General features: G+C 39.9%; 12 protein-coding genes. All 12 read right to left on the bottom strand.

What is annotated here, in order from left to right; translation table 11 throughout:
* Window positions 1-382: 382 nt before the first annotated feature.
* The 12 genes from D3P96_RS07875 to tuf all read right to left on the bottom strand — a co-directional run bounded on the left by D3P96_RS07875 (window position 383) and on the right by tuf (window position 12138).
* Window positions 383-1138, bottom strand: a complete 756-nt coding sequence (locus tag D3P96_RS07875) for a glucose 1-dehydrogenase (protein WP_124943820.1) — start codon at window positions 1136-1138, stop codon at window positions 383-385.
* An 83-nt stretch (window positions 1139-1221) separates the two neighbouring features.
* Window positions 1222-2376, bottom strand: coding sequence for an ArgE/DapE family deacylase (locus tag D3P96_RS07870; RefSeq protein WP_124943819.1), 1155 nt, complete (start codon window positions 2374-2376; stop codon window positions 1222-1224).
* A 116-nt stretch (window positions 2377-2492) separates the two neighbouring features.
* Window positions 2493-2807: a thioredoxin gene (gene trxA / locus D3P96_RS07865; RefSeq protein ID WP_124943818.1), complete on the bottom strand. Its 315-nt coding sequence runs from the start codon at window positions 2805-2807 to the stop codon at window positions 2493-2495.
* Window positions 2808-3251: 444 nt separating this feature from the next.
* A complete protein-coding gene (locus tag D3P96_RS07860) occupies window positions 3252-3635 on the bottom strand; it encodes a hypothetical protein (protein WP_124943817.1) in 384 nt (127 codons plus the stop codon).
* A 108-nt stretch (window positions 3636-3743) separates the two neighbouring features.
* Entirely contained in the window at window positions 3744-6137 is a 2394-nt protein-coding gene (locus tag D3P96_RS07855) for an endonuclease MutS2 (RefSeq protein WP_124943816.1), read from the bottom strand.
* Complete coding sequence (locus D3P96_RS07850; RefSeq protein WP_124943815.1) at window positions 6137-6697, bottom strand: CvpA family protein; 561 nt, start codon at window positions 6695-6697, stop codon at window positions 6137-6139. The genes D3P96_RS07855 and D3P96_RS07850 overlap by 1 nt, the downstream gene beginning before the upstream one ends.
* Window positions 6694-6930: a cell division protein ZapA gene (zapA, locus tag D3P96_RS07845; protein ID WP_124943814.1), complete on the bottom strand. Its 237-nt coding sequence runs from the start codon at window positions 6928-6930 to the stop codon at window positions 6694-6696. The genes D3P96_RS07850 and zapA overlap by 4 nt, the downstream gene beginning before the upstream one ends.
* A 78-nt stretch (window positions 6931-7008) precedes the next feature.
* Window positions 7009-7596, bottom strand: coding sequence for a ribosome biogenesis GTP-binding protein YihA/YsxC (gene yihA / locus D3P96_RS07840; protein ID WP_124943813.1), 588 nt, complete (start codon window positions 7594-7596; stop codon window positions 7009-7011).
* An 8-nt stretch (window positions 7597-7604) separates the two neighbouring features.
* Complete coding sequence (gene clpX, locus D3P96_RS07835) at window positions 7605-8891, bottom strand: ATP-dependent Clp protease ATP-binding subunit ClpX (RefSeq protein ID WP_185696134.1); 1287 nt, start codon at window positions 8889-8891, stop codon at window positions 7605-7607.
* A gap of 116 nt (window positions 8892-9007) precedes the next feature.
* On the bottom strand, window positions 9008-10294 hold the full coding sequence (gene tig, locus D3P96_RS07830; protein ID WP_124943811.1) for a trigger factor: 1287 nt from the start codon (window positions 10292-10294) through the stop codon (window positions 9008-9010).
* Between the two features lie 110 nt (window positions 10295-10404).
* Window positions 10405-10842, bottom strand: coding sequence for a nucleoside 2-deoxyribosyltransferase (locus D3P96_RS07825; protein ID WP_124943810.1), 438 nt, complete (start codon window positions 10840-10842; stop codon window positions 10405-10407).
* 108 nt (window positions 10843-10950) lie between these two features.
* On the bottom strand, window positions 10951-12138 hold the full coding sequence (gene tuf / locus D3P96_RS07820) for an elongation factor Tu (RefSeq protein WP_124943809.1): 1188 nt from the start codon (window positions 12136-12138) through the stop codon (window positions 10951-10953).
* Between the last annotated feature and the right edge of the window lie 54 nt (window positions 12139-12192).

Raw genomic sequence — 12192 nt, 5'->3', positions numbered from 1 at the left:
GTATTAGGCACGCCGCCAGCGTTCATCCTGAGCCAGGATCAAACTCTCATTTTGTACTTACTTCATAAATGAAGAAAGGTTTCAAAAGCTTGATATTACTCAATTTTTCTTTTTGTTGTTTAACAGATTGTTAAACGAATTTACTAGCGAATTGACTTCGCAAATGTTTGCACCAAATAAATTTGGTGACCCTACACATTTGTTTATATCGAAACGATATTCAGTTTTCAATGATCTACTTATTATCCAAAAGAAACATTCGTTTCTCTCAAACAACTTAAATAATGTTACAGAAAGTGCGTTCATTTGTCAACGCTTTTTCCAAAAAAAATAAAAAAGATGGTGCCAAGTGATTTGGTACCATCTTTTAACGTTTTAAACTCTATTGAGCTGTGTATCCACCATCGACAACAAATTCAGAGCCTGTTGCAAACTTTGACTCATCTGAAGCCAAGAACACACACATGTAAGCAATATCATCAGGATCACCTAAGTGTCCCATTGGTGTCTTAGTACGTGCAGCCATAGCAGCTTCCATTGGTGTACCTTCAACCATTGGTGTCTTGATATAACCAGGGTGAACCGTGTTCACACGCACATTGTAATCACTGTTACTTGTATACAAAGCGGCTGACTTTGACAACATCCGAACAGCACCCTTCGTTGCATTATAAGCAGGCAACATTGGGTCACCAACAAAGCCTTCAATTGAAGACATATTAATGATTGAAGCGCCGGTTGTAGCATGCTTCATCCGTTGTACACCAAGGCGGGTACCGAAGAAAACACTGTCTAAGTTAACAGCGACTGTCTTGTGCCAGTCTTCAGTTGTTGCATGTTCAATATCACCAGCTAAAGCAATTCCAGCATTATTAACCAATGTTGTGACTGGTCCAAAAAGCTTTTCAGTTTCATCAAAAATTTCCGTCCAACGTGCTTCGTCAGCAACATCTTGTTGTAAGAAGCGAATCTGATCCGGCGTTCCAATTTCAGCAGCAGCTTGCTCCCCTGCTTCCACCTTACGGGCCGTGATGACAACTTTTGCCCCTTCATTTACGAATTGTTTAGCAATCGCATAACCGATTCCCATACTTCCACCAGTTACGATAGCAACTTTTCCATTTAAACGATCTGACATATCTCGCACCTCTTTTGTGATTTAATTAACAAGTTAAATTTTAGACCTTTTTTGACCTTTTTCAAGCCCAAATTTAAACTTTATTATTTAAGCACTTCGGCCATCAATTCTTGATACATTGTAATAAATTCAAGATACATATCCTTGTCACAATACTCATTAGCTTGATGTTGCACTAGTGGATTTCCTGGTCCAAACACAGCCAAGGGGAACCCAAGTGACTTGTGCAAAAGCAATCGTGAAGCATCGGTTCCACCAGGTGCAGCGAGAACCGGAATGTCACCATGATTATGATCCTTAGCAACTTGTTCAATCGCTCCAATTAACTTTGCATGTTTATCACCCTTAACTGGTTTAATATCCATTGTATTTGCCACAGTAATGGTACCCTGATGACCGGCATTAAAACTGTCAACATGTTCTTGGATTAACTTGAACACAGCCTCATTATCGAACTCAGGCGTTGTACGGACATTAATTTCGGCTTGTGCCTCACCTGGAATAACATTAGGTTGCGTCCCAGCATTAAGAACATCAAGATTAAAGACAAGCTTACCCAAGTCCTCATCTGAACTTCCAGCAACTTCTGCTTCAAGTCCTTGTTTGATATCTTCCCAGGCATCAACTAGATTTTGAAGGGCATTAATTCCCAAATCAGGCATTGAACTGTGCGCAGCTTTACCCTTGGCACTCATTGTTACATTCAATTCACCTTTATTGGCAAAAGCAATGCGTAATCCACTTGGTTCACCAACTACAAGCGCGTCGACATCGTCCATATAGCCGTTTGCTTCAAGTTCTTGTGAACCACCCATGCCGACTTCTTCACCGGCTGTTGCCAAGAAACGAATTGTGCCGTTCAATGGTACTTGCTTTTCATGTAATGCTATCATCGCTAATGCAGTCGCAGCTACGCCACTCTTCATATCAGTAGCACCACGACCATACATCTTATTATCCTTAATTGTTAGTGTGAGAGGATCTGTATCCCACTCACTTTTATCAAAATCAACGACATCCATGTGACCTGTAAAAGCAATCACCGGCTTACCAGAACCAATTTCTGCAACCAAATTTGCACGATGGGTCGGGTCTGATGATAATGGTAAAATTTCTGATTTCACACCATGTTCGTCAAACAAATGCTTTAAATATTCAGCAACGGGTAATTCATTCCCATTACGACTATCAATGTGGACTAAGTCCGCTAATACTTGAATTTCTTCATCATTATTCATGTTATTGCCTCCATTTGTTTGAAAAAATATTTTCTAGATCTATTATATCACTCTACATATTTAATAACTTAAAACGTATATAAAAAAGAACAGTCATCTTTGACTGTTCTTTGGGTTTACTTTGTATATTTATCTAAAATCTTATTTAATTCGTCAGCTGGTGTATATCCAGTAATGCGATCAACAACTTCACCATCTTTTTTGATTAACAAAGTTGGGATAGCTAAGATACCTATTTCTTGCGCAGTCTTTGGATTTTCATCAACATCCATCTTATAGAAATTAACATCTGAACGTTGTTGCGCTACATTTTCAATTACTGGTGATTGCATCTTACAAGGACCACACCAAGTGGCCCAGAAATCAACCAAGTCAACACCAGTGCTCGTCTTTTCATCAAAATCTGCATCTTTAATATCAGTTACAGCCATTGTGTTTACCTCGCTTTTTAGTTACTAAAAATAAGTATAACACTTTGTCATATAAATGCAATAGATAATCACATCGTTAACCATGTTGCGCAACTTAATCCACACACGATTGTTTATGCCTATTTCACCTCACCAAAAAATAATGCTATTGGTCTCTGCGATTTGGGTTCAAGCGTTTAATACACCCAGACATCACCATCCCCAATATGAATAATACAAAATAAGCAATTAATTTCATCCATTCACTTTGAAAACCCAGAAAAAGAGCAACCAAAATAATTAATAGCGTAAAAAATAACGCTGATAAAGCGAAAGCAATGTGATAGCATTGGCTATTCGTCAATTTCTTAAACATCTCAACTTCTTGAGATATTGTGTTACCCATTAAGCACCTCTGGGTAAATCCAACATGTGTTTAGTCGGGCACCATAAACAATCATTTGCTTAATCTGCTTGATAGACCATCCATTGATAACCATCTGAATCTACCATAACAAAATATTGCATGTTTTCAGTAGGCTCACGCGTCAGCGGAACCGTAACCGTGAAATTGTCTTGGTCGACATTAGCCAAGGTTACTTGAATGTCAGCGACGATTACAGTTATCCATAATGCTGTTTGCGCAGTCTCTGGAAGATTTAAACCAATCGACTGATTCTCTTTTAATAAATGTAATGATAATTCATTTTCTAAGACAATCATCACTTCATCATCTTGTGAAAAAACGCTGGCTGGCTTTTCTACATTTGCGGTGAACACGTTTGCCAATTGTTGTGATCTTTCAACAGGATTTGACACAACCATATTCACTTCAATTCCTTTTTTCATCTGTCATCGATCTCCGGTTTCAATCATTTTGCCCGCTATTATACTAAAAAGTATAGCATAACCGATAAATTGAATTAAAAAGCCTCTGCATTTACAGAGACTTTTTGATTATGAAAATTCAACGTATGTTGCACCTTGGTCTGGACCTGTAAACTTAAAGTCCTTAATCCCTCGATGTGAACGCAAATATTCTTGTACACCCTTTCGAATGGCACCAGTACCTTTACCGTGAATAATTTCAACTGATGGTAAATTATTTAGCATGGCTTGATCAATAAAGCGATCGAGTTCACCCATAGCTGCATCATAACGCTTACCACGCAAATCTAACTTTGCTGAAGCATGCATGCGATTTTGGGCTTGATTGGTTGAAACATGCTCCTTACGCTTTTTATTGACTTTTTGCTTTGCAGCACCTGAACCGGTAGTTGCTGGTTGATCCTGACGTGTGATTTCATCTTCGCCCAATACCATTTTCAAAATACCCATTTGAATTTCATACTGGTCGTTCTTTAACTTACGTAACACTGTTCCTTGTTGTCCATACTCATTAACCAATACAGTATCGCCAACTTGGATATCATCGTGTTTAGCCTTTTTAGCCTTTTTTAGGACGCGATTATTTTCGGCTGACGGCTTTTGTTCCATGGCGTTCAATTCACCCTTGGCATCCATCAACTTATTTTCCTTAACTTGAACACCATCACGTTGCATTTTACGCAAGTCTGAGATAATACGATCAGCCTTCTTCTTAGAGTCAGCCACAATATGATTGGCTTCCTTCTTAGCCTCTTCAAGCGTTCGAGCTTTTTCATTATCCAATTTTTCTAGCTTTTGATCGTATTCGTTTTTCACTTTACGGTTTTCAAGAATTTGGTTTGAGAGCTGAACTTGTTGATCAAGCACGGCATTACGGCGCTCAACCAAATCAGCAATCATATCATTCAATTCTTGTGATTCGGCAGTTGCCATATTCGCAGCGTTATCGACAATATTTTGTGGTAATCCAAGTCGTTTAGAAATTTCTAACGCATTAGATTGTCCCGGAATGCCCAACAAGAATTTATAGGTTGGTTTTAAGGAATCAATATCAAATTCCATCGAGGCGTTAATGGTATCTGCTCGATTAAATCCATAAACCTTTAATTCAGGATAGTGGGTTGTTGCAACAGAATATGCACCAGTTTCCCCCACAGCATCAAGAATTGCCATCGCTAAGGCAGCTCCCTCTTGTGGATCAGTTCCCGCACCCAATTCATCAAACAGAACGAGTGAATGCTCGTTCACTTTATCCAAAATATCGACGATATTCACCATGTGCGAACTAAATGTTGATAATGATTGTTCAATTGACTGTTCATCACCAATATCGGCAAAGATATCTTCAAATACACCAACAGTGGTATGTTCATCAGTTGGCAAAAACATTCCTGATTGCGCCATCAATTGAAGCAATCCTAATGTCTTCAACGTGATGGTTTTTCCACCTGTATTAGGCCCAGTGATAATAATTGATTGGTAATCTTCACCAATAATAATATCATTTGGCACGGCCTTTTGTTGATCCAACAACGGATGTCTTGCCTGTAATAAGCGCACATCGTTTGTCGCACTAACTTCGGGCTCAGTTGCACGAATGCTAACCGCATAGCGCGCTTTACCATTCACAAAATCTAAATGCCCTAAAACTTCAGCATTGCTGAGTACATCGTCAGCAACTGGCTTAAGCATTTCTGACAAGTCTTGTAAAACTTGGGCTTCTTGGTGATGTTCTTTCACAATCAACTCGCGGAGTCGATTATTCATATCAACCACATCTGCTGGCTCAATATATAGTGTTTGACCTGTTTGCGACTGGTCATGCACAACCCCACCAAACTTGCTACGGTATTCTGCCTTTACCGGAATGACATAACGGTCGTTTCGCATCGTCACAATGGCATCAGATAAATATTGCGCAGACTTGCCACGCGTATAATCTTGCATTTTTTGACGAATATTATTTTCAGTTGACGCAATCCCTTGACGTGTTCGATGTAATTCAGGTGATGCCTCGTCCGTGACGCGTCCATCACCATCAATCGATACATTAATTTGCTTTGTGACATCTGGCATCGTCACTAGTCGCTTATAATATGGTGCCAAAGCAGTCATCGGATCATCACGGTCAGCGACTAAATTCTCAAAGAATAAGCGTACTTGACCCGTTGTAAATAGCACACGCCCAACTTGAGCTAACTCAGTTCCACTTAAGGCAGCGTCGATTTTAACTCGTTTCATATTTTCTGAAACGTCCGCTAATTTCGGAATTGAAAGTCCACCTTCCCAACGGAGCACCTTAGCTGCGTCTGCCGTTTCGGCTAACCAAGTTTCCATTAAGGCCTTATTAGATGTTGGCTGCAACTGATTAAGTTCTTTAACACCAGTTTCTGTTGAAAGGTACGGCTTAATTTGATCTTTGATCGTGGCGTACTCTAACGTTTTTAATATTTTGTTATTCACTAGTTACCCTCCCCACTAGTTTGTGACACCCACAATTTATAGAGTTCAGATGATAGGTAGGGTGTCTCTTTAATCATCCATTGAATTAGGCTTGAGCCAGCAATTTGATTGTGGTACCAAGCAATTGGTAGATCTTGCGTAAAAACAAATATAAAGAAGAGTTCTAAATAGATTAACAACAGATACACAATTCCACCACCTATGCGGTTCAAGCTTCCCAAGAATGGAATGCGATTCACAAATTTAACGTGTCGTTCGATACGTCGCACAATCATGAAACCAATCATGGTTATCAAAGCAAAGGCAAGTCCGGCTGATAGAAATTCAGCTCGTTGACTAATCATATCTCCAGTACCAGAATTTTTTAACCACGTGATATTGAAGTTTTTAAGTAGATTCGCATATAACCACTGACCGAGCTCATGACTATACGTTAACGCGATGATAAAAACCAGAAAACGTCCACCAAATCGAATCACACTCCGTGCAAGACCATACATTTGACCGCGATAAAACGCAAGCATTAACGCAATGATCACTATTATGGTTAGGATGTTCATTCTGCTTTGCCCGCATCTCGTTCTGTTTGCATATCAAGTTGATCAGAAATGGCATTGATTGCAAGTAAAACTAATTGGTCTTCTGTTGAAAGCGTTGGATTTGCTTCGTTCAATTGATCTAATTGTTGATTTGCAATTGAGAACACAGCATCCATATATGCGTCTTCTTTGGTACTCGTAATAACGACGTCATGTGTTCCAATTTTACCTTTGTATCTCTTCTTATTAGCCATTTTAATTTTCCTCTCTTTTTAAAGAAAAACACCTAAGACGTTTGAACATGTCTTGGGTGTTTCAACTTTTATCACTGGTTAACCCATATGGGCTTCAATCCAATCCCACACTTGTTCTTTTCCATATTTGGTTTCTGACGAAAACATCTGAAAATCTGAAACAGTTGGATCAAAATCTAGTCCCTTTTTTATCACTGACTCGGCTTTATTCCATTTTCCGCGTGCAATTTTATCGGCCTTTGTGGCAACAACTAACACTGGAATTTCATAGTAAAGGAGCCAGTTATACATATTAATATCTTCTTCTGAAGGTTCGTGACGTGCATCGACGAGTGAAATAACACCCTTCAATTCTTGACGTTGAGATAGATACGTCTCAATCATCACACCCCACTTTTCACGCTCTTTACGTGAGACTTTCGCATAGCCATAACCTGGGACATCGACGAAGTAGACTTGATCTTCAACGCGATAGAAATTAAGCGTTTGCGTCTTTCCAGGTTGTGATGACGTTCGTGCAAAAGCTTTACGGTTAATCAACGTATTCGTTAATGAAGACTTTCCCACGTTTGATCGCCCAACAAAAGCAATTTCTGGCAACCCATCCTTCGGATATTGTTCTGGTCGAACCGCTGAAATTGTTAATGCAACATTATGAACTTCCATTTTTTCACCTATTTCTTTATGATTTGAGGTGCAACATGATCATTCACGGTATCAGCATCAATAATCACTTCCTTGATGTCGTCGTGTGATGGCACTTCAAACATAATATCACGCATTGTCTCTTCAATAATTGAACGAAGACCACGTGCACCAGTTTCACGTTCGATTGCTAGATGTGCCATAGCACTTAAAGCATCAGATGTGAATTCTAAGTCAACACCTTCCAAACGCATTAATTCTTGATATTGCTTAACCAACGCATTCTTTGGTTCAGTCAAAATGCGTACAAGATCTGACTCTGTTAATTCATCCAAAGCCGTCAAAATTGGCAAACGTCCAATAAATTCAGGGATCAAACCGAAACTCATCAAATCTTCTGGAAGCACTTGCTTCATAATTGAATCTTCAGATTCGTTAAACTTAGCAGTCTTTGAATCTGTTCCAAAACCAACAACTTTAGCACCAACACGTTCTTTAACAATTTGATCAATACCAGCAAAGGCTCCCCCCACAATAAAGAGGATATTAGTTGTATCAATTTGGATAAATTCTTGATTAGGGTGCTTACGTCCACCTTGAGGCGGCACATTAGCGATTGTCCCTTCTAGCATCTTCAACAATGCTTGTTGGACCCCTTCACCAGAAACGTCTCGCGTAATTGAGACATTTTCAGATTTTTTGGCAATTTTATCGATTTCATCGATGTAGATAATTCCCTTTTCGGCACGATCCACATCATAATCTGCAGCTTGGAGTAACTTCAATAGAATGTTTTCAACATCTTCTCCGACGTATCCAGCTTCAGTTAAAGTTGTCGCATCTGCAATTGCAAATGGTACATTCAAAATGCGGGCCAAACTTTGTGCAATATACGTTTTACCAGATCCAGTTGGACCAATCATGGCGATGTTTGACTTTTGTAGTTCAACGTCATCTGATTCGTCATCACCGTTGATTGACTTATCAAGCATCGCATTAACACGCTTGTAGTGATTATACACTGCAACTGCTAAAGTCTTTTTGGGATCATCTTGTCCAATGACGTATTGGTCTAAGTCCGCCACAATTTCTGCAGGTGACTTAAGCGTCAATTGTTGATTTTCAGCATCTAATTGTAGATCTTCTTTAATAACGTCTTCTGCGAGCTCCACACACTCGTTACAAATGTATACGCCAGGTCCAGCAATTAGTTTCTTCACTTCATTTGATGACTTACCACAAAAAGAACAGTAAGCAACACCAGTTGTTTCATCGGTAGAATTAAACACACTCCCACCTCCTATATTCGTAATCATTTATTTTTTATCGTAAATAACATTATAACAGAAAATTAGGTAAATATTAACCTTTGTCTGTGATTGTTGCCAAACAAAAACGGACACCCAAATGGGTATCCGTTTGTTGATTAAAATTACTTTTCAACAGCGCTGTCAACGATTTCATCAACAACAGTCTTGATTGCAATATCATGTGCAAGCATGTCATCTGACAATGCTGAACGTACTGCAGATTCTTCCATACCGTATTGGTCAGCAAGTGACTTAACTTCGGCAGAGATTTCATCTTCAGAAGGTGTAATGTTTTCAGCCTTAACAATGGCTTCCAAAACAAGGTTAGTCTTAACACGACGTTCTGCGCCTTCAGCATATTGCTTACGCAAATCATCAGCAGATGAGTTTGTGATTTGGAAGTACAAATCAGGTGTGATTCCTTGTTGTTGCATTGATGCGAAGAATTGGTTCATTTGACGATCAACATCTTCGTTAATCATTGAAGCAGGGATATCTCCACCAACAACAGTTGCGTTATCAACAGCCTTGTTGATAGCAGCATCTTCCTTGGCTTCACGAGCATCAGCTTCCTTTTGTTCTTGAAGACCATCCTTGATCTTAGACTTCAATTCATCAAGAGAATCAACGCTTTCATCAACATCCTTAGCGAATTCATCGTCAAGTTCTGGTACTTCCTTTGACTTAACTTCGTGAACCTTAACTTCGAACAAAGCATCCTTACCCGCAAGATCTGCTTGGTATTCTTCAGGGAATGTTACCTTAACATCAACTTCATCACCGGCCTTTGCGCCAACCAATTGTTCTTCAAATCCAGGGATAAATGATCCTGAACCAAGTTCAAGGCTGTAGTTGTCAGCTTGGCCACCTTCGAAGTGGTCACCGTCAACAGAACCGTCGAAGTCGATGACAACAGTGTCACCATTCTTAGCAGGTTCGTCAACCAAAACCAATTCAGCTTGCTCTTGTTGTTGTTGCTTCAATTGTGCATCAACATCTTCATCAGTAACAGTTACGTCAGTAGCTGGAACTTCAACACCCTTGTATTGACCCAATTCAATTTCAGGAGCAAGTTCAACTTCGGCAGAAATCTTCCAAGGTTGTCCCTTTTCCATTGAATCAAGTTCAATCTTTGGTTGTCCAACCATTTGGATACCAGTTTCTGCAACGGCATCATCAAATACTTCAGGCAAAACCTTGTTCAAACCTTCGTTGTACAATGATTCTTCACCATACATTTGCATAAAGATTTGCTTTGGCATGTGGCCCTTACGGAAACCAGGTGCTGAAACATCCTTCTTTACATCTTCAAAGGCTTGATCGATTCCCTTTTCATATACGTCAACAGGTACATCAAAACTCAAGGTACCCTTATTACCATCACCCTTAGTGAAAACTGCGTTTGCCATCTTCGTTCCTCCAGTTGTCATTTTTAAATTACATGACTTTTAATTTATCATTACATACTTACTAAGTATAACAGAAAGATGGCTAATTTCAATATCCTAACCTAAAGTGCCTATAATCTTTTACCAGAAAATGGCTGATCTGGGAGGGCATGAAAATCAAGTTGCGCCAACTCTGCTGGATTAGAAATAAAGGTCGTCAACGACTCGGTTAACATCAAATTAGTTTGATAATCGGTTTCTTCGAACATCACGATTGGGGTTTCCAAAACATATGCCATACCTTGCTCAAAGGCTGTCCCTGAATCTGCGTCATTATCACGATAATCAGCTACTGTGACGATAACGTCTGCTTTGCGGACTTGTGACACATCGCGTTTAAAAACTTCACGCGCCCACTCCTCTGAAAATTGTGGTGCATCTGTCTGTTGGTGTAAACGTGGAGAATAAAAATGATCAACCGTTGGATTGGATTCTAATGCCTTTTCGATATTTGACACACGTTCAATTTGTTCGTCACTAAAAAAAGGTGCTGCTAAATACACTTGCATAAAAGTTCCTCATTTCTTCATTTAGACACAAAAAAAAGCGATACTAATAAATAGTATCACTTTTTTAGTTTAATGGTCAGTAAACTGATGCATTAAAGGTAGTTGATATTAGTCCAAGATTTCTGAAACAGTTCCGGCACCAACAGTACGTCCACCTTCACGAACAGTAAACTTCAATCCCTTTTCAAGGGCAACTGGAGCGATCAATTCAACGTCGAATGTCACGTTATCTCCAGGCATAACCATTTCAACACCTTCAGGCAATTCTACGACACCAGTAACGTCTGTTGTGTGGAAGTAGAATTGTGGACGGTAGTTAGTGAAGAATGGAGTATGACGTCCACCTTCTTCCTTAGTCAAGACATAAACTTCACCCAAGAACTTCTTGTGTGTGTGAATTGAACCTGGCTTAGCCAAAACTTGTCCACGTTCGATTTCAGTACGGTCAACACCACGTAGCAAAGCACCGATGTTATCACCAGCTTCAGCAATGTCCATTGACTTGTGGAACATTTCGATTCCAGTAACAACAGTCTTACGAGGTTCGTCCTTCAAACCAACGATTTCAGCTTCATCGTTCAAGTGGATAGTTCCACGGTCAACACGACCAGATGCAACAGTTCCACGACCAGTGATTGTGAAGACGTCTTCGATAGGCATCAAGAAAGGCTTGTCAGTATCACGAACAGGTGTTGGGATGTATTCGTCAACAGTGTTCATCAATTCTTCGATAACCTTAACTTGTTCTTCATCACCTTCAAGGGCCTTCAAAGCTGATCCGCGAAGTACAGGAATATCATCACCAGGGAAATCGTACTCTGACAACAATTCACGAACTTCCATTTCAACCAAGTCAACCAATTCGTCATCATCAACAAGATCAGTCTTGTTCAAGAAAACAACGATGTAGTCAACACCAACTTGACGAGCCAACAAGATGTGCTCACGAGTTTGTGGCATAGGACCATCAGTAGCGGCAACAACCAAGATAGCACCATCCATTTGGGCAGCACCAGTGATCATGTTCTTAACGTAGTCCGCGTGACCAGGGGCGTCGATGTGAGCATAGTGACGAGCTTCTGTCTCATATTCGATGTGAGCAGTGTTGATCGTGATACCACGTTCACGTTCTTCAGGTGCGGCGTCAATGGCAGCAAAGTCTTCTTGCTTTGCCAATCCCTTATCTGCCAAAACCTTTGAGATAGCAGCAGTTAATGTTGTCTTACCGTGGTCAACGTGACCAATAGTTCCAATATTAACGTGCGGCTTTGTACGGTTGTATTCTTCTTTAGCCAAAAGCTTATCCTCCTAATTTTGCAAGCTAGCCATAAGTGGCTAACTAGTATTGCT

Origin of the sequence: Weissella viridescens (assembly GCF_003862435.1) — a bacterium.
GTDB classification, from domain to species: domain Bacteria; phylum Bacillota; class Bacilli; order Lactobacillales; family Lactobacillaceae; genus Weissella; species Weissella viridescens_A.
Note: the sequence above shows the minus strand (reverse complement) of the source record. Positions and strands in the feature narration are given on the sequence as shown.

Coding starts and splice junctions, on each gene's coding strand:
- D3P96_RS07875 (WP_124943820.1), bottom strand. CDS start 1,138: ATGTCAGATCGTTTAAATGGAAAAGTTGCTATCGTAACTGGTGGAAGT.
- D3P96_RS07870 (WP_124943819.1), bottom strand. CDS start 2,376: ATGAATAATGATGAAGAAATTCAAGTATTAGCGGACTTAGTCCACATT.
- trxA (WP_124943818.1), bottom strand. CDS start 2,807: ATGGCTGTAACTGATATTAAAGATGCAGATTTTGATGAAAAGACGAGC.
- D3P96_RS07860 (WP_124943817.1), bottom strand. CDS start 3,635: ATGAAAAAAGGAATTGAAGTGAATATGGTTGTGTCAAATCCTGTTGAA.
- D3P96_RS07850 (WP_124943815.1), bottom strand. CDS start 6,697: ATGAACATCCTAACCATAATAGTGATCATTGCGTTAATGCTTGCGTTT.
- zapA (WP_124943814.1), bottom strand. CDS start 6,930: ATGGCTAATAAGAAGAGATACAAAGGTAAAATTGGAACACATGACGTC.
- yihA (WP_124943813.1), bottom strand. CDS start 7,596: ATGGAAGTTCATAATGTTGCATTAACAATTTCAGCGGTTCGACCAGAA.
- clpX (WP_185696134.1), bottom strand. CDS start 8,891: ATGATTACGAATATAGGAGGTGGGAGTGTGTTTAATTCTACCGATGAA.
- tig (WP_124943811.1), bottom strand. CDS start 10,294: ATGGCAAACGCAGTTTTCACTAAGGGTGATGGTAATAAGGGTACCTTG.
- D3P96_RS07825 (WP_124943810.1), bottom strand. CDS start 10,842: ATGCAAGTGTATTTAGCAGCACCTTTTTTTAGTGACGAACAAATTGAA.